The organism is Streptomyces sp. NPDC101490 (assembly GCF_044767145.1).
GTDB lineage: Bacteria > Actinomycetota > Actinomycetes > Streptomycetales > Streptomycetaceae > Streptomyces.
In genome coordinates this window covers 266,922-284,753 of record NZ_JBIWNI010000004.1, presented here as the reverse complement: position 1 = coordinate 284,753, position 17,832 = coordinate 266,922, and the positions used below count along the sequence as shown (strand labels likewise).

Annotated in this window: 14 protein-coding genes; 9 read left to right on the top strand and 5 right to left on the bottom strand. The window is 72.9% G+C overall.

The window, feature by feature from the left end; translation table 11 throughout:
- Positions 1-61: 61 nt before the first annotated feature.
- Together ACIRQY_RS12360 and ACIRQY_RS12355 are read right to left on the bottom strand one after the other, a co-directional pair.
- A complete protein-coding gene (locus tag ACIRQY_RS12360) occupies positions 62-1,492 on the bottom strand; it encodes a cation:proton antiporter (RefSeq protein ID WP_403924367.1) in 1,431 nt (476 codons plus the stop codon).
- Positions 1,493-1,499: 7 nt separating this feature from the next.
- Entirely contained in the window at positions 1,500-1,970 is a 471-nt protein-coding gene (locus ACIRQY_RS12355; RefSeq protein ID WP_351781354.1) for a TrkA C-terminal domain-containing protein, read from the bottom strand.
- Between the two features lie 222 nt (positions 1,971-2,192).
- Between ACIRQY_RS12355 and ACIRQY_RS12350 the strand changes: the two genes are divergently transcribed.
- The 9 genes from ACIRQY_RS12350 (at position 2,193) to ACIRQY_RS12310 (ending at position 12,687) form a co-directional block, all read left to right on the top strand.
- Positions 2,193-3,143: a histidine kinase gene (locus ACIRQY_RS12350; protein WP_403924364.1), complete on the top strand. Its 951-nt coding sequence runs from the start codon at positions 2,193-2,195 to the stop codon at positions 3,141-3,143.
- On the top strand, positions 3,140-3,802 hold the full coding sequence (locus ACIRQY_RS12345; RefSeq protein WP_351781350.1) for a response regulator transcription factor: 663 nt from the start codon (positions 3,140-3,142) through the stop codon (positions 3,800-3,802). The genes ACIRQY_RS12350 and ACIRQY_RS12345 overlap by 4 nt, the downstream gene beginning before the upstream one ends.
- 93 nt (positions 3,803-3,895) lie before the next feature.
- A complete protein-coding gene (locus tag ACIRQY_RS12340; RefSeq protein ID WP_403924362.1) occupies positions 3,896-5,926 on the top strand; it encodes a hypothetical protein in 2,031 nt (676 codons plus the stop codon).
- Positions 5,927-6,677: 751 nt separating this feature from the next.
- The gene (locus ACIRQY_RS12335; RefSeq protein WP_403924359.1) at positions 6,678-8,267 is read left to right on the top strand and encodes an aldehyde dehydrogenase family protein; all 1,590 of its coding nucleotides are present in this window, start codon (positions 6,678-6,680) and stop codon (positions 8,265-8,267) included.
- Entirely contained in the window at positions 8,264-8,749 is a 486-nt protein-coding gene (locus ACIRQY_RS12330) for a type II toxin-antitoxin system RatA family toxin (protein ID WP_403924356.1), read from the top strand. Before ACIRQY_RS12335 ends, ACIRQY_RS12330 begins: the two co-directional genes overlap by 4 nt.
- 25 nt (positions 8,750-8,774) lie before the next feature.
- Positions 8,775-10,682 carry an NAD(P)-binding domain-containing protein gene (locus tag ACIRQY_RS12325; protein ID WP_403924353.1) on the top strand — a complete coding sequence of 636 codons (1,908 nt, stop codon included), beginning with the start codon at positions 8,775-8,777 and terminating at the stop codon, positions 10,680-10,682.
- Complete coding sequence (locus ACIRQY_RS12320; protein ID WP_351781342.1) at positions 10,679-11,287, top strand: YdeI/OmpD-associated family protein; 609 nt, start codon at positions 10,679-10,681, stop codon at positions 11,285-11,287. Before ACIRQY_RS12325 ends, ACIRQY_RS12320 begins: the two co-directional genes overlap by 4 nt.
- A complete protein-coding gene (locus ACIRQY_RS12315; protein ID WP_403924350.1) occupies positions 11,284-12,030 on the top strand; it encodes a 4'-phosphopantetheinyl transferase family protein in 747 nt (248 codons plus the stop codon). The genes ACIRQY_RS12320 and ACIRQY_RS12315 overlap by 4 nt, the downstream gene beginning before the upstream one ends.
- Before the next feature lie 51 nt (positions 12,031-12,081).
- Positions 12,082-12,687 (top strand): response regulator transcription factor, encoded by a 606-nt coding sequence (locus tag ACIRQY_RS12310; protein WP_351781338.1) that lies wholly within the window; start codon positions 12,082-12,084, stop codon positions 12,685-12,687.
- Between the two features lie 16 nt (positions 12,688-12,703).
- Here the strand turns inward: ACIRQY_RS12310 and ACIRQY_RS12305 are convergent, their stop codons facing one another.
- The 3 genes from ACIRQY_RS12305 to ACIRQY_RS12295 all read right to left on the bottom strand — a co-directional run bounded on the left by ACIRQY_RS12305 (position 12,704) and on the right by ACIRQY_RS12295 (position 17,824).
- Positions 12,704-13,942, bottom strand: coding sequence for a sensor histidine kinase (locus tag ACIRQY_RS12305; RefSeq protein ID WP_403924347.1), 1,239 nt, complete (start codon positions 13,940-13,942; stop codon positions 12,704-12,706).
- A gap of 81 nt (positions 13,943-14,023) precedes the next feature.
- Entirely contained in the window at positions 14,024-15,511 is a 1,488-nt protein-coding gene (locus tag ACIRQY_RS12300) for a SagB family peptide dehydrogenase (RefSeq protein WP_351781334.1), read from the bottom strand.
- A 33-nt stretch (positions 15,512-15,544) separates the two neighbouring features.
- Positions 15,545-17,824 (bottom strand): TOMM precursor leader peptide-binding protein, encoded by a 2,280-nt coding sequence (locus ACIRQY_RS12295; RefSeq protein ID WP_403924344.1) that lies wholly within the window; start codon positions 17,822-17,824, stop codon positions 15,545-15,547.
- Positions 17,825-17,832 lie beyond the last annotated feature (8 nt).

The following is a 17,832-nucleotide window of genomic DNA, read 5'->3' as shown; positions in this document are numbered from 1 at the left end:
ACCGGACTGGTGCAACCCGGCTCGTTCAGGCGCGGTCGGCGGGCTCCGGGGCTCGGGTGGGTCAGGGAAGGGCTTCCGGCACGGGGACGCTCTCGTCGAGCGGGTCCGTGGCCGAGCCCGGCTCCTTCACCGGTTCCGGCCGCTTCACGGGACTGGGGTTCTTCGGGGAATCCGGGTTTCTCGGCGGTTCCGGGTTCCTCTGCGGTTCCTGCGTCCGGACCGGCTCGGGCTCCGGGAGGGCGACCGGGACGGCGGTCGACATCGGGAGGGAGGCGGATTCCAGGACGGCAGCCGACTCCAGGACGGTGGCCGACTGCGGGTCGGGGGCCGCCGGGGTCCGGCGGCGGATGAAGTAGGAGGCGACCGGCTCGGTGTACCGGGCGGTGAGCGGGCCGATCACCACGAGGATGAGCACATAGGCGGTGGCGAAGGGGCCCAGTTGGGGCTGGACCCCGGCGGTGACGGCGAGTCCGGCGATGACGATGGAGAACTCACCGCGTGCCACCAGGGTGCCGCCCGCCCGCCAGCGTCCCTTGACCCCGATCCCGGCTCGGCGGGCGGCCCAGTGACCGGTGGCGATCTTGGTGAAGGTGGTGACGACGGCCAGCGCGAGCGCCGGGAGGATCACCGGGGGGATGCTGTTCGGGTCGGTGTGCAGTCCGAAGAAGACGAAGAACACGGCGGCGAACAGGTCCCGCAGCGGGCTCAGCAGGGTGTGGGCGCCCTCGGCGACCTCACCGGAGAGGGCGATGCCCACGAGGAACGCGCCGACGGCGGCGGACACCTGGAGCTGCTGGGCGATCCCGGCGACCAGCAGGGTCAGGCCGAGGACCACGAGGAGGAGCTTCTCCGGGTCGTCGCTGGAGACGAACCGGGAGATCAGCCGCCCGTAGCGGACGGCGACGAACAGCACCGCACCGGCCACGCCGAGGGCGATGGCGAGGGTGGCGCTGCCGGCCGCGAGGCCGACCCCGGCGAGCAGAGCCGTGATGATCGGCAGGTAGACGGCCATGGCGAGGTCTTCGAGGACCAGGATGCTGAGGATCACCGGGGTCTCGCGGTTGCCGAGCCGTCCGAGGTCACCGAGGACCTTGGCGATGACCCCGGAGGAGGAGATCCAGGTGACTCCGGCGAGGACGACGGCGGCGACCGGGCCCCAGCCGAGCAGCAGCGCGGCGGCGGCGCCGGGCAGGGCGTTCAGGGCGAAGTCGACGAGCCCGGCGGGGTACTGGGTCTTGAGGTTGGAGACGAGATCGCTGGCCGTGTATTCGAGGCCCAGCATGAGGAGCAGCAGGATGACGCCGATCTCGGCGCCGATGGCGACGAACTCGTCACTGGCGTCGAACGGCAGCAGGCCGCCCTTGCCGAAGGCGAGCCCCGCGAGGAGGTAGAGGGGTATGGGAGAGAACTGGAACCGTCCGGCGAGCCGGCCGAGGAGGCCGAGCCCGAGGATGATCGCGCCGAATTCGATCAGGAAGACCGCGGAGTGCACCGGGCCCTCACTCCCGGCCGAGGATCGCGGCGGCGGCGTCGACGCCCTCGCGGGTGCCGATGACGATGAGCGTGTCACCGCCCGCGAGCCGGAAGTCGGGCGTCGGGGACGGTATCGCCCCGGAGCGGCGCAGTACGGCGACGACGGAGGCGCCCGCCTCGGTGCGCATCCGGGTGTCGCCGAGCACGCGCCCGTTCCAGTACGCGTGCGCGGACAGTTCGATGCGTTCGGCGACGAGGCCCAGGTCGGTGGTGTGCAGGACGTTCGGGCTGTGGTGCGCGGGCAGCAGCGCGTCGATCAGGGAGGCCGTCTCGGCCTCGGTGAGGTGCAGCGACTGCGCGCAGGCGTCGGGGTCGTCGCCCCTGTACACGTTCACGGTCCGGGTCCCGTCGCGGTGGGCGATGACCGACAGCTGCCGGTGTTCCCGGGTCGTGAAGTCGTACTGGACTCCGATGCCGGGCAGGGGTGTCGTTCTCATCCGCGGAGCAGGCACGGGCCCGTCCCTTCCTTGGGGTGGTGGGGTGGATGGTCGTGGTGCGCGGGCCATCGTGCCATCTGGCGGAAGGAGGCGGACATGGGTGTCGGCACGGATGGACAAGACCCCGCGGAGCTGGTCAGGATGGGGCGGGGACCCAGGTCCTTTCGCAGGTCAGGGGTCCGTCGGGACCCCGGTGCACGATTCGACGGGAGAGCCGGAGCAGTGTCGCTGTACTGGCGCATCTTCCTTCTCAACGCGTCCGTCCTGGTCACGGCCGTCCTGTTGCTGTTCGGCCCGGTGACCGTCTCCTCGCCCGTGCTCTTCGGCGAGGCGATCGTGCTGATGGCAGGCCTGACGGCGATGCTCCTCGCCAACGGATTCCTGCTGCGGGTCGCGCTGGCGCCGCTCCAGCGCCTCACCCGGGCGATGCGGACGGCGGACCTGCTGCGGCCGGGACGGCGTCCGGAGGTGTCGGGGCACGGTGAGATCGCCGAGCTGACCCGTACGTTCAACACGATGCTGGACCGGCTGGAGGCCGAGCGGGCCACGAGCACCGCACGGGCCCTGTCGGCGCAGGAGGAGGAACGGCGGCGGATCGCGCGGGAGCTCCACGACGAGGTCGGGCAGACCCTGACGGCCGTGCTGCTCCAGCTGAAGCACGCGGCGGACCACGCGCCCGCCGGACTGCGGAACGAACTCCACCAGGCGCAGGAGACGACACGGGCGGGCCTGGAGGAGATCCGCCGCATCGCCCGCCGTCTGCGCCCCGGAGTCCTGGAGGAGCTGGGGCTGCACAGTGCGCTCCGGTCGCTGGCCTCCGAGTTCTCCACGCGCTCCCTGACCGTACGGGCGCACATCGAGCCCGGTCTGCCGAAGCTCGACGACGCCACCGAGCTGGTGCTGTACCGGGTGGCGCAGGAAGGCGTGACGAACACGGCGCGGCACGCGGCCGCCGGTCAGGTCGACATCCGGTTGCGCCGCCTCCCGCACGGCGGGGTCGGGCTCCTGGTCGAGGACGACGGGCGGGGGCTCGGTGGGGCGCCGGACGGAGCGGGGCTCCTCGGGATGCGGGAGCGGGCCCTGCTGATCGGCGCGGAGCTGACCGTCCGCGAAGGCGACGGCGGCGGAACTCAGGTCCGCCTGGACACACAGGGCACGAGGACAGGGTCATGACGGAACGGAAGACACCCACCCGCATCCTGCTGGCGGACGACCACGCGCTGGTGCGCGGAGGGGTGCGTCTGATCCTCGACGCGGAACCGGACCTGACGGTGGTCGCCGAGGCGGCGGACGGGGCGGAGGCGGTGGCCCTGGCGCGTTCCGAGCGGATCGACCTGGCCGTCCTGGACATCTCGATGCCCCGCAGGACCGGCCTCCAGGCGGCCCGCGAGCTGAGCAGGCTGCGGCCCGAGCTGCGCATCCTGATGCTCACGATGTACGACAACGAGCAGTACTTCTTCGAGGCGCTGAAGGCGGGCGCGAGCGGCTACGTGCCGAAGTCGGTGGCGGACCGCGATCTGGTGGAGGCGTGCCGGGCCGCCGTGCGCGACGAGCCGTTCATCTATCCGGGTGCCGAGACGGCCCTGATCCGCACCTACCTCGACCGGGCGGAGCGGGGCAGACCCCTGCCCGCCAAGGCGGTCACGGAACGCGAGGAGGAGATCCTGAAGCTCGTGGCGGAGGGCCACAGCTCGAAGGAGATCGGCGACCTCCTGGTCATCAGCCCCAAGACGGTGGAGCGGCACCGCGCGAACCTCCTCCAGAAGCTGGGCCTGAGGGACCGTCTGGAGCTGACGCGGTACGCGATCAGGGTGGGTCTGATCGAGCCTTAGCGGCTCTTGTCCGGATGTGTGGTCCCGCTCCCGGGGAACCGTACGGTCACAGGTCCGAGGTGACGGCACCGCCCGGGGGCTCGTTGGCCGGTCATGTTGTCCCGTCATGTCACCGCAGGCACCTCGATACCGGCCGGGCGCCCGGCCCGTGAGGCCGCCGAGGCGGCCCTCGTCGAGAACTACCCGCGACTCGTCCGGCTCGCCTATCTGATCCTGCCGCCGTCCCTCGGCCGCCACCGCCGCGTCCTCACCGCCCACGCCCTGGTCCAGCGGACCCTGTCGGACGCCACGAGCCTCCCCGGCCCGTGGCCGGGGAACGGGCCCGCCGGGGCGGCGGCTCCCGGCGGGCCCGGCCGGGAGCCCGGCGGGTCCGGCCCGGCTCCCCGCTCCGGGCCGCCGCTCCCCGGGCAGCGGAGCGCCGAGCGTCCGGTGGCCTCCTGGCTGCGGGCGACGGTCGTGCGGACGGCGCTCAGGCCCCGGCATCCGTTGCGCCGCCCCGGCCCGTTCCTGCCCCTCGTCCTCGGTCTGCGGCTGTTCCCCCGCGCCGGGGGCTCCGACGAACTCTCCCTCGACCGCGCGCTGGCCGGAGTCGGCGCGGAGGTCCGGGCGGCGATCGCCCTGCGGGCCCTCGAACAGCTCCCCGCCGACGCGGTCCTCGAACTGCTGGCGTCGGCGGGCGTCCCCGAGCCCGAGGCCGCCGTACGCGCCGCCGACCGGCTCGGCGCGGGGACCGGCACCGATGTCGCCGCGCTGCTCTCCGGCGGCGAGTTCGATCCCTGCATCGTCCACACCCGCCCCACGGACCTTCTGCGCCGCCGTCGCCACGGCCGTCTGGCCGTTCTCGCCGGGGCGGCGGTGCTCGCCGCCGTCGTCGCCACGGCTGGACTCCGTACCGGACCGGAAGCGCGCCCGGAGCCGGTCGCGGCCTCGAACGCCCTCACCGCCACCGCCCTGGTACGGGCCCCCGCCGAACGCTGGGCGGACACCTCCCGCGTCGACCTCACCGCCTGGCCCCCGCGCGGCGCCCGCACCGGTGACACGGCGCTCCTCCGGCGCGCCCTGGACTCCTGGTCGGGGCGTACGGACACCGGTGTACGGGTGACGGCGGCGCGCGGCACGGCCACGGCGCCGCCGGGAGAGCCGCCCGCTCTGCTCTTCGCGGGAACGGTCGACGGCTCCGGGGTGGTCCTCCTCCACGACGGACGGCGGCTCGCCCGGTACTCCGAAGCCGCCGACGGCCGGAGCGGAGCCTCCCTCCAGGTGACGCGCGCGGACGACAGCGACGTCACGACGGGCGCGGCGGTCGTCCTCACCCGGCGCGACGGGCGGGCTCGTTTCCTCCTCGCCCCGTGGATCGCCCGCGCGGAGGTACGGGACCTCCGGGCGCCGGACGCCGCGGCGGCTCCGCTGGCTGTGACGGCCGAGGGGGTCACGGCCCCGGTGCCGTACGCGAGCGGGGGCGGGTGCGAACGGGTTCCGGTGCTTCAGCTGACCTCGTCAAAGCGGATCGTCGAGGACCACGCCTTTCTGCTCGCGGACCTCGGTGAGCTTGTCCCGGCACATCTGACCTGGACCCCGGCGCCGGGACTTGATGTGCGGGCCCGTTCGCCCCGCGAGGCGGCGGGGCCCCGGGGCCTGGCGGCCTGGGCCCGGTCCGCCTGCTCGCTGCCACCGTTGCGGCTCGCGGGTGTGCGTGCGGTCAACCGCTGGGAGTACGCGGTCCAGGCCCTGCCGGAGCGGGCGGGCACGGCGGTGTGGGTCTGCTCCCGGGCGGACACCTGGGAGGGTCCGGGCCGCACCACGATCGCCTTCGAACCCCCGGGTGCCCGCCCGCCCCAGCGGGTGGCGGCCCTCGGTGACTCGGCGATGTGCAGCCGTTTCGGCCAGCACGTCCTGGCCGCCACCTCGTGGGTCTCGCCCTCGGGCACGCGCTATCTCCTGTCCGCGGGCAGCAGGCACGTCGGAAGCATCACGACCCGGGGCTCCACCACCACGACGACCAGGGGACCCGCCCAGGCGGTCAGGTCCCCGAAACCGGTCCTGGTCCGCGTCGAGGGCCGACTGCTCGACGGCTCCCTCCTGGAGGGCTTGGTCTCCGGCCAGCCCCCGGGCCCCGGGCACTGACCCGCCGCCGACCGGCACCGGCGGACCTCTCCCCAGGGGACGCCCTCGGGACCTGATGGCCTGATCAGCCCGGGTCCCAGGTCACAGGTCGACCGACGGCCCCGACCCGGGCCCTCGCTCCGGCCACCAGCTCCGGCTCCGGCTCCGGCTCCGGCTCCGGCTCCGGCTCCGGCTCCGGCGGGGGAACGAAGTCCGTGTGCTGATGGACCGCTTCGACCCGGAGGGCCTGGCACGGGACCACCCACCCGGCGTCAGGCTCTCCCCGGCCGACGACTGAGGGCCGACGGCCGACGGCTGAGGGCTGAGGGCTGAGGGCTGAGGGCTGAGGGCTGAGGGCTGAGGGCTGAGGGCTAAGGACAAAGAATCACGAACAGGAATTCGATCGCAGGAGAATGCGGCAGCGGGCGACCGCTGGATGCACCCGTCCGGCGAATGGCCGAATCGCGTTCCGCTCCCGTGGATCGGGTCGCGCATTCCGCTCCGGGGCTCATCGCTTTCGACGAAAGAACCCAGGGCTCCGAGTTACCGGGAGCCGAAGAGCCGTCACGGACAAATTCCGGTGGCCGCTCCGCCCCGAAGCCCCCTACAGGTCGGGGACCATGGCTTTCTCCCCGTAGAAGCCTCGCCCCGGACGCGGCCCCGCATCGGTCCGATAAGCAGGTTTGATCGTGGACTCATGGGGGCGGTGAAGTCGCCGTCCTAGCGTGTGAGGACACACGTCAGCCGTATCGGACTGACCGAAGGGGGCGAAATGAAGTTCGGGGTTTATCCGGCCTACATCGGCGGCCGGGACATCGTCGGTGACGATCCGCAGTACGTGCACACCGTCACCGCGCGTTCCCTCATCGAGGACACGTTCACCGGTCTGCGTCTCAAACAGGATCTCGACCGGGGCCTCGTCGATCCCGGCACCGCCGGGGACAGCGTCGTCGGAGCCTGTGTCGTCGCCGACGAGGAGATGGCGGCGCTCGCCCTGGAGTCGGCCGCGCGGGCCGCCGACGAGTGGCGGCGGGTTCCGCTGGCCCGGCGCCTGGAGATCGGGCGGCGGATCGGGGAGCGGCTGCTCCAGCACCGGGAGCCGCTCGTCGAGATCCTGGTCGCGGAGGGAACACCCCGGTCCGCCGCCGAGGGGATGCTCACGGGGATCCCGTACACCAGCTGGAGCCCGGAGACCCTCGAATGGTGTGCCGAGCAGCTGGAGTTCCGGCGCCGGGACGGCGACCGGGAGATGATCCTGCGCCGGATCCCCGACGGGGTCGTCTGCATCAATCCCCCGCAGAACGCGGCGACGGTGAACGCGCTCAACGGGCTCACCGCCCTACTCGCCGGGAACACCGTCGTGGTCCGGGCACCGCGCGGGGTCGCGCTCAGCTGCATGTACGCGATGCGGGAGGTCGTCGCCCCGGTCCTGGAGGAGATGGGCGCGCCCGCCGGGACGGTCAACGCGTTCTGCGGACCGCCCGCGCTGGAGACCTGGCTGGCCAGTGAGCACGTCGACGACGTCCTCTACTTCGGCGGCAGCAAGAAGGGCCTGGAGTTCGAGGCCGACGCCGTCGCCGCGGGCAAGAAGCCCGTCCTGGAACTGGCCGGCAACGACTGCTGCGTGGTGTGGCACGACGCCGACCTCGACGCCGCCGTGGAGACCATCACCCAGTTCTTCCTGAACTCCGGCCAGATCTGCAACGTGCCCAACCAGGTCGTCGCCCACCCCGCCATCGCCGACGAGCTCATCGAGCGGCTCGTCGTCGCCACCCGCGAGATCAAGCCCGGTTACCCCGACGACCCCGAGGTGGTCCTCACCCCCGTCCTCGGGATCGACTGGTTCTACGGCTGCCTCGGCGAGGCGCTCGCCCGGGGCGCGAAGCTCGTCCACGGCGGTCGGCGGCTCGAAGTGGACGGCACGCCCTCGGAGACCGGGTTCTTCGTCGAACCGAGCATCGTCCGCGTCGAAGGGCTCCGGGACGCCCGGTCGTTCTCCGTCGTCCGTGACGAGACCTTCTTCCCGCTGCTGCCGATCATCGTGCCCGAGGCGGGCGCTTCGGACGAGGACCTCCTGCGGGAGGTGCTGGCCTTCGTGAACTCCAACGCGTACGGGCTGCGCAACTCCGTCTGGACCCAGGACGCCCCGACGGCCGACCGGTTCCTCGAAGGCGTCACCAACGCGGGCAACCTCAAGATCAACGACTCGCACAGCGGTTTCCTGCCCTTCCTGCCCAACCAGGGCGGCCCCGGACTCACCGGCGGCGCCTTCGGAGAGGCGAGCCACCCCATGCTGCGCACCACACGGCTGCAGGCCGTCAGCATCCTCCGCCCGGCCACCGACAAGGAGCCCACGTCATGACGACCCGCGTGCTGAAGGCCACGGTCCCGGCACCGGCCGCCGAGGTGATCGAACTCCTCGCGGACGGCGGCGCGTTCCCCGCCCACGCCGAGGACGTCCGGTCCGTGTCCAACACCGGCGACGGCCACCAGGCGTGGGAGCTGGCCTTCCGGGGCGGCTCGGCCCGCTGGGTGCAGCGCACCGAGCGCACGGGCGACGGGCAGGCCCCGTACCGCGTCGAGTTCGAGCAGGTCAGCGGGGACTTCCAGGAGTTCGGGGGCAGTTGGACGGCCACCGAGGTCCCCGGCGGCAGCGAGATCGCCTTCCGGGTCGACTTCCGCACGAGCGTCCCCCACCTCGCCGGTGCGATCGACTCCGCCGTCGGCGTCGTCCTGGTCCGCACCGCCCACCGGGTCCTCTCCGCCGTCGCGGGCGGCGAGGTCCGCGTCACCGCCGGTGGCCACTGGCTGGGTGACCCGTCCGCGTACGTCCGGCAGCCCTGAGCATCCCCCCAAGGAGAAGGACACCATGGAGAACGTCTGCATCATCGGAGCGGGCTGGTCGGGGCTCGCCTCCTGCCAGGTCCTGCACGAACGCGGCATCGACTTCGACTGCTACGAGGCCGGTTCCGAGGTCGGCGGCAACTGGCGCTACCAGAACGACAACGGGATGTCCTCGGGCTACCAGTCCCTGCACATCAACACGTCCAAGAAGCTGTCCGAGTACCGCGCCTACCCCATGCCGGCCGACTACCCGCACTACCCCGGCCACGCGAAGATCGCCCAGTACCTCGACGACTACGTGGACCACTTCGGCTTCCGCCGGTCCATCACGTTCCGCACCCTGGTCTCCCATGTGGAACCCGCCCAGGGCGGCGGCTGGAACGTGACGGTGCGCCACCGCGACACCGGCGAGGAGACCACCCGCCACTACGGCTCGGTGATCGTGGCCAACGGCCACCACTGGGACCCCCGGGACCCCGAGCCCGCGTTCCCCGGCGCCGACACCTTCACCGGCACGCAGATCCACTCCCACCACTACCGGGTCCCCGACGAGTACGCGGGCAAGCGGGTCCTCGTCCTCGGCTTCGGCAACTCGGCGTCGGACATCGCGGTGGAGACCTCCGCCGTCTCCGAGCGCACCTTCCTGTCCGTGCGCACCGGCGGGTACGTGTTCCCCAAGTTCATGTTCGGGAAGCCCGGCGACGACATGATCAGCCCGTTCATCACCCGGGTGATGCCGCGCGCGACGCAGCGCTGGGTCATGGCCGCCCTGCTGCGGATGTCGATCGGGAAGGTCACCGACTTCGGTCTGCCGAAGCCGGAGGCCAAGCTGTTCGGCTCCCACCCGACCGTCTCGGAGACCCTGCTGCCGCGCCTGGGTCACGGCGGGCTCGCGGTCAAGCCGAACATCTCCCGCTTCGACGGCGGCACGGTGCACTTCACCGACGGCAGCAGCGAGGAGATCGACGCGGTCATCTACAGCACGGGCTACAAGGTCAGTTTCCCGTTCCTTGACGAGTCCGTGATCGCCCCCACCGACAACGACGTGTCCCTCTTCCACCGGGTCGTCGACCCCCAGCATCCCGGGCTGTACTTCGTGGGCCTCTTCCAGCCCCTGGGCGCGACCACGGTCCTCGCCGAGGCCCAGTCGCACTGGGTGGCGGACCTGCTCCAGGGCAAGGCCGCGCTGCCCTCGAAGGAGGCGATGCTGCGGGAGATCTCCCGGTACCGGGAGAAGCTCGTCAAGCGGTACGTGACGTCCAAGCGCCACACCATGCAGGTGGACCACTACCCGTACCTGGCCGAGCTGCGCGGTGCCCGGCGCGCGGGCGCCAAGCTGGCGCGCAAGGGGGGCGGGACACCGGTCGCGGCGGCGCCCGCCGCGCCGGAGGAGCTGTCGATCCGGATCGACGCCTCCCCCGAGACGGTCTGGGACCTCGTCAGCGATGTGACGCGGATCGGCGAGTGGAGCCCGGAGTGCCGCAGTTGCCGCTGGCGCGGGCGCGAGCGCGGGGTCGGCGCGCGCTTCATCGGGTTCAACCGGCGCGGCTGGGTCTGGTGGGTCACCTCCAACACGGTGGAGCGGTCGGAGCGGGGCAGGTCCTTCGCCTTCCGCACCACCACCAACGGGGTGCGCTGGGGCTACCGGCTGGCGCCGGACGGCGCGGGCGGCACCCTGCTCACCGAGACCTGGGACGTCTCCGGGCAGAACGCGGGCCAGAGCAAGCGGACCGCGTCCTTCGCCAACTCGATGCTCGGCGGCTTCGAGAACCACACGGCGGAGCTGCGCGACGGCATCCGCGTCACGCTGGAGCGCGTCAAGGCCGCCGCCGAGGCGCTGGGCGCTGACGCGCCCGTCCCGGTGCGCGGCGCGGAGGCGGCCCGTCCGGGCGTGCGGACCGCCGAGCCGGTGGAAGTGGAGACGGCCGCGTGAGCGTGGTCGTGACACTGCCGGAGCGCCATCTGCACTGCGTCTCCGTGGCGGAGTTCGCCGCCTGGCTGGAGGAGCACCACGAGGGCGCCGACGAGGTGTGGATCGCCCTGCCGAAGAAGGGCACGCCGGTGCCGTCGATCAGCCGGGACGAGGCCCTGGACGTCGCCCTGTGCTACGGCTGGATCGACGGCAAGGCCTACTCCGGGGACGTGCCGGAGGGCTGGTGGGCGCAGCGGTTCTCGCCCCGCAAGCGGCGCAGCCCCTGGTCGAGGATCAACTGCGCCAAGGTGGAGAAGCTGATCGGAGCGGGCCGGATGCGGCCGTCCGGTCTGGCGCAGATCGAGCTGGCCAGGGCCGACGGGCGCTGGGAGGCCGCGTACGCGCCGCAGAGCACGGCGGAGGTGCCGCCCGATCTGCGGGTGGCGCTCGACGCCTCCCCCGCCGCCGCGACCGCGTTCGAGGCGCTGAGCCGGAGCAACAGGTACCAGATCCTGCTCACCGTGGCGAAGGCGGTGCGGCCGGAGACCCGGGCGCGCAGGATCGCCGGGTACGTGGAGCGGCTGACGGCGGGCGATCCGCCGACCGGGCCCCGGAAGAGTCCGTGACGTCCGCGCTGCTCGGCCCGCGCGCGCCGGGGACGGCGGCGCGGCCGGTGACGGTGCGGCTGGTCGAGGCGGAGACGCTGGCCGGCTGGGCCGGCCGGCTCGCTCCCCGGCTGCTCGACGCCGGGGAGCTGCGGCGCGCGCAGGAGCTGCGGCGCCCGGGGGACCGGCGCAACCATCTGGTCTCCCGGGTGCTGCTGCGGACCCTGCTGGGTGATCTGCTGGGGATCGCGCCGGAGGCGGTCCGCCTGGGACGGGACGCGTGCCCGTGCTGCGGCGGGCCGCACGGCCGTCCGGTGGTCCTCGGCGGGGGCGCGCACTTCTCCCTGTCGCACACCGGCCCGCTGGTGCTGCTCGGGATCGGTCCCGTGCCGCTCGGCGTGGACGTGGAGCGGGTGCCGGACGCGGCGACGGTCGCGGAGACCGCGTCGGCCCTGCATCCCCGGGAGGGGGCGGAACTGGCCGCCCTGGACGAGGCGTCGCGGCCGGTGGCCTTCGCCCGCGCGTGGACGCGCAAGGAGGCGTACCTCAAGGGCATCGGGACGGGTCTCGGGCGCTCGGCGGCCCTGGACTACCTGGGGACGGGGCCCGTTCCGGCGGCGGGACCGGACGGCTGGGCGGTGGCGGACGTGTCGGCTCCCGAGGGGTACGCCGCGGCCGTGGCGACCGCGCCGGACCGGTTCCCGGGGCCGTCCGGGGCCGTGCGCGACCGTCGGAAACCCGCCAACTCCGCTTGTCCCCCGTAGGATTCACCCTACAAACGGGCCCTATGGGGGGGCACGTCAGGGGGGACTGTTGTGATCAGAGTGCTGCTCGCGGACGACATGGTGATGCTCCGACGGGCCTTGGTCTCGCTCCTCGAACTGGAGGAGGACCTGGAGGTGGTGGGTGAGGCGGGCAACGGTGACCAGGTGCTGCCCGTCGCCCTGGAGACACGGCCGGACGTGGCCGTACTGGACATCGACATGCCCGGCATCGACGGCATCCGGGCCGCGGAACTGCTGAGCCGGGAGCTGCCCGCCTGCCGGACGATCATCCTGACCAGTCTGGGCCGCCCGGGGAACCTGCGCCGGGCGCTGGAGGCGAAGGTGTCCGGGTTCCTGCTGAAGGACACCGACCCCACCCGGCTGGCCGCCGCGATCCGTCAGGTGGTCGCCGGGGAGCAGGTCGTGGACCCGCAGTTGGCGCTGGCCACGCTCCAGGCGGGGAGCAGTCCGCTGAGCGCCCGGGAGAACGAGGTGCTGCGGCTGGCGGCCCGGGGCATGGACGCTCCTGAGATCGCCACGAAGCTGTTCCTGTCCGCAGGGACCGTCCGCAACTACCTGACCACGGTGGTGACCAAGCTCAACGCCCGCAACCGCATGGACGCCGTACGGATCGCGCGGGACGCCGGCTGGCTGTGAGACCGGACCGGCCCGGCTAGTCGGTGGCCCCGGTCGTCCCGGGGCCACCACCGGGGTTCCGGGAGGTGTCCGTGGCCGGGCGGAGCGGGAGTTCGGCGACGAGTTCGAACCAGCCGTCCTGGCGTACGCTCCAGCCGAGCCGTCCGCCGACCGCCTCGGCGCGGATGGTCAGGCTGCGCAGGCCGACACCGCCCGTGGCGCCCGAGCGGTCGCTGTCGTAGTGGGCGGCGTCCGTCTCGCTCAGACCGTCGTTGGCGATGGAGAACCGGACGGTGCTCTCGTCCGCGTACGCCGTGATCGTGCAGTTCTGCGCCTTGCTGTGACGGAGCAGGTTGGTGACGCCCTCGCGCAGCACGGTGGCGAGGACGGTGTCCACGGAGGCGTGCAGCGGGGTCTCGGTGACCTGGATGTCGGTGCGGATGCCCACCGCTCGCAGCAGCGAGGCGGCGGACGCCACCTCGCGGTTCAGGGCCATCTGGACGTAGCTGCTGGCCACGGACCGGACGTCGGTGAGTGCCTGCCGGGCGGTCTGGACGATCTCGGTGAGTTCCATCTCGGCGCGCTCCGGCTGGACCCGGATGAGCCGGTGGGCGAGTTCGCACTTCAGGGTGATGGTGGAGAGGCTGAAGCCGAGCAGGTCGTGCAGGTCGCGGGCGAAGCGGAGACGTTCCTGCGTCACGGCGAGCCGGACCAGTTCCTCGCGGGCCATCTGTACTTCGCGGACCAGTCCGGAGAGGCGGCTGAGGCCGTACACGACCAGTCCGGTCAGGATGGTGGCCAGGCTGTTGTAGGCGAGGTGGCCCATTCCGTAGCCCACGGCGAACTGGACGAAGCCGGTGGCGACGACGACCCCGGCGAAGACCGTCCAGCCCCAGGCCGACCGCAGGACGAGCAGGGCGGAGGCGGCGAGGAAGCCCGGCATCCCGAGCCAGGCGGCGCCGAACAGGGTGAAGGGGGCGAAGGTGAGCACCGCCTGGAGCGCCAGGGTCAGCGCGCGGTGGCGGGCCGCTCTGGGTATCCACAACGGGAACGAATGGTTCAGCTGGAGGAACAGCAGCGTCAGCATCAGGACGCCGCAGAGGGCCAGTTGGCCCGCTCCCATCCCCGCGCCGACCGCGTAGGTGAGGCCCACCGCGAAGAAGCAGAGGATGACGACGAGCGTGATCGTACCGGCGACCTTCGGCGCCAGATCACCTCCCTCGACGGGACGGGGAGTGCGAACAATGTCTGGACCGGCGGGCCGAGACCATCCCACAGGAGCCCCCTACTCGACTTCGGTGCCGCACGGAAGTGGAGTGCAGCATAGACGGAGCCGGGGGTGTTCGGTATTTTTCGTTCAGGGGTATCTCGTACCGGTTCGGCCGTGATCGGTGGAAGGTGCCCCGCCGGGCAGTGCGGCCAGCACGAACTCCCCCACGCCCGACTCCGCGCGCCAGTCGAGGCCGAAGGCCCGGGCGGAGGTCGCGGTGTCGCCGAAGGCCAGCGCGCACGGTCCGATGCCCATGGCCGTGGAGACCAGGTAGAGCGTCTGCTGGAGGGCGCCGACCTCTTTGAGCAGCGCGCTGTAGGCGATGCCCGGGTAGGCGGCGCTGATCCGCCGGAAGCGGGCCGTCATGCTGATCAGGACGGGGGGTTCGGCGCTCAGGCCCGCGGTGGCGCCCGCTTCGCCGAGCAGGGCGTCCACCAGGGCGGGCCGGGCGTCCAGCGGGTGGAGGGCGTGGGCCGCCGGGTCGTAGTGGTAGGAGCCGCGCGGGAGTTCGGCGGAGCCGACCACGGTGACGTACAGCTCCAGCGGGTAGACGGAGCCGACGCTCGGGTAGGGCCGTCCGCCGGCCGGGCGGGCGCGGGCCGCGCGGTACAGCAGCTCGCCCAACTGCGCGAGGGAGAGCGGCAGTCCGTCGTCCGCGCGGACCGAGCGGCGGGTTTCGAGCGCGGTGGTCAGACGGGGGTCGGTGGCGAGGACCCGGTCGAGGTCGGGCACCGGCAGCGGCAGCGGCGCCCCGCCGCCCTCCCGGCGGCGCTCCCCCGGGTCGCCGGGGTCCTCGGCGGACCTGCGGGCCAGGCCGAGCGGTTCGTCGTGGAGTCCGGGCCTGCTGCGGTTGTGCAGCATCAGTTCGCGCGGCGACCAGTGCTCCAGTGCGGGGTCCCGGTCCTCGGCGAAGGAGTGGCCCTCGTCCGGGCCGTCGGAGCCGGGGACCAGCATCCCGGACGCCTCCAGATAGCCGACCGCCTTGCGCACCACGTCGAGGGGGATGTCGAGGAGCCGGGCCGTGTCGCGGACGGAGGCGGGCCGGACGTAGCAGCTGACCAGCCACATGGCCTGGGGGGTGTGCAGCACCACCCGGTGGGTGCTGAGCGGGGATTCGAGGACCATGTCCCCGCCGCCGGCGCGCAGGGTGGCGAACCGGGACAGCCGGTGCGTGGTCTCCGGGGCGGGCATGCGGGGGGTGAAGCGGGCCTCGCGCACGATCGGGACCACGGAGAGCTGCTCGGTGCCGTCGGTCAGGGCGAGGGTGCGGATCACGGCCTGGCGGACCGCGTCGAGGGTGGAGCGCAGGGCGGCGCGGCGCGGATCGCGGGAGACGGCGCCGGTCGCGCTGAAGCCGGGCAGGACGTTGTCCAGCGACACCGGGCCGTACGTCATGCGTTCGAGCGCCCGCTGGACCACCGGGTCGGACAGCGGCAGCCGGATGTCCTCCCAGAGGGTGCTGACCAGGCCGGTCCCGGCTTCGTCCGCCGCCGTCCGCACCTTGGTGTCCTCGCGGAGCGACCACAGTTCGATCAGTCGGGTGTCCCGCGGCGCGGGCGGGGCGGAAGACTTCATGGCGGGGACCTCACGGATGGTACGGCGACGGTGTCACAGGAAGAGGGGGACCGGGTTGAGGTCCTCGTATCGGGTGGGGGCGGCCAGGCGGCCCAGGCGTACCGGGACGTCGTACAGGCGGCCGGGGGCGAAGCGGGTCCAGAAGGTGCGCAGTCCGGGCACGATCACCTTGACGACGGGCAGTCCCACGTCCGCTCTGGTCTGGTCGAGCACCAGCAGTTCGCTGCCGAGGCCGCGGGCCAGTGCCTCGGCCGCCGCCACGTCGGCCGCGAGGTCGGAGCGGGGGGTGTACGGGAAGTCGGCGGCGGTGCGGTGCGGGCCGCCGGGGTCGGGCACCAGATAGGGCTGGTTGTCGGTGGTGGCGGTCTGCCACCAGTACAGCGGGACGGGTTCGTCGCAGGTGTAGCCGTCGCCGTCGGCGGTGGCGGCGACGACCGGCGGGAGCATCTGGTTGACCTCGGCCACGGCCCGCCGCAGCGCGACCCGGGGGTCGAAGTGGGCGCCGAAGCCGAGGGTGATGTCCTGGGCCGGTTTGTCGGTGCGCCGGGAGAGCGCGGCGAACACGGGGATGCCGAGGTCGCTGGTCAGGTCGAGGACCCACAGGTCGCGGTCGAGTCCGAGGTGGGCCGTGCGCATCTCCTCGATCCAGTGGTCGCCGAAGGAGGTGAGGTCGACGCCGGGCTGGCGGGTGCGGTTGTACCACCACAGGGCGACGGCGTCGCGTTCGACGAGCTCCAGGAAGCCCTGGACGATGGCGTCCTCGCGGGAGCTGCCCGCGGCGGTGCCGTTGGAGTGGGCCGAGAAGGAGCCCGTGGGGCAGGGGGCGTCGTAGTAGAGCATGGAGGTGGGCAGCAGCCGGTGGCGGCCCGCGGTCAGGGACCACACGGGGGTCCAGTCGACCGGGGTGTCCTCCTCGAAGGGCGTGCAGATCCGGTGGGCCGGGGCGTGTTCGGCGTTCCAGACCTCCCGGCCGACGAACTGGCGCGGGTCGAAGAGCTGGACGGTGTCGGGGTGGACGGCGCGGTCGGCGACCTCGCGGTAGGTGGCTCTCAGGGTGGGCTCGTCGCCCTGACGGTAGCCGCTGTGCCGTTCGACGGCCTCGCACAGGGCGCTGACCCGGGCCTGGAGGGGGGTGGTGCCCTTGCCGGAGCTGTGGCTGCGCAGCCCGGCGCGCACCGAGGCGAGTCCGGTCACCGAGGAGGCCGGGTTGTGCCCGGAGTGGTAGCAGTTGAGGAATCCGGGGTCGCGCCGGTCGCGGCGGACCTCCTTGACCACGCCGGTCAGTTCGTCGACGAGGTGTCCGTACCGTTCGAGCATCTCCTCGGGGGTCAGGGAGCGTTCGCCGGTGCCGGTGGCGGATTTGGGGCGGCTGGCCGGACGGACGGGTGCCCAGATGCGGCGGGCCGTCACGCCGGGGTCGCCGCAGGACGGGCACTGGGGGCGGGGGCGCACGGGGTGGTGGCGGCCCGCGAGGGTCAGGGTGTCCATGGTCCACAGGGCGTTCTGGCCCGGGTGACGGTGACCCGCCATCCATTTGACGGCTTCGAGGCAGGCGAGGTGGAGTCCGACGGCGCGGCCCGCCGCGAGGCTGGAGGGCGGGACGCTGACGGGGCGGCCGAGGGCCCGGCCCAGGTAGGTCTCCGCCGGGCGGTTGCGGCGCAGGGGTTCGGCCAGGCAGTGCCAGCAGGGGCCGTCGCCGGGCTGGAACACCGGTCCGATCCAGGGCTGTTCACCGCTCAGGCGGACGGGCAGCCAGGGAGTGCCCGTGGCGCGGTAGGCGGCGTCCAGTTCGGCCAGCGCGGGGTCGAGGTAGGTGTCGCACAGGACGAGCGCCAGGTCGGGTGTCCCGCTGCCCTGGCCGGGCCGGTGGACCCGCAGTCCGGCGGAGCCCAGCGCGGCGACGAGTTCCTCGGCGCCGGCGCCCGCTTCGCCGCCGCGCCCGGTGGCGGCGACGGTTCCGCTGCCGGTGCGGCGGGTGGCCTCGTCCCCGTCCACTCCGGCGAGTTCCCAGAAGGCCTCGCCCGCGGTGCTCGCGGCGGGGGCGCCGGGGGCGCGGTGGGTGAGGAGTCCGGAGTCCAGGAGCCGGGTGACGACCTGGCGGACCTGGTCGGCGGGGAGGGTACCGGCGTCGGTGACGAGCCGGTCGAGGGTGCGGGTGCCGTCGAGCAGGGGGGCCAGGGTGGTGACGCAGGATCCGCGCAGCGCGGTGACTCCGCGTTCGGAGATGAGGAACACGCCTTCTCCCGGGACGACTTCGGCCCTCAGGTGGGCCTTGAATCCGAGTCCGTGCGTGGTGCCCTGGCGCTGTGCCACCGATTCCT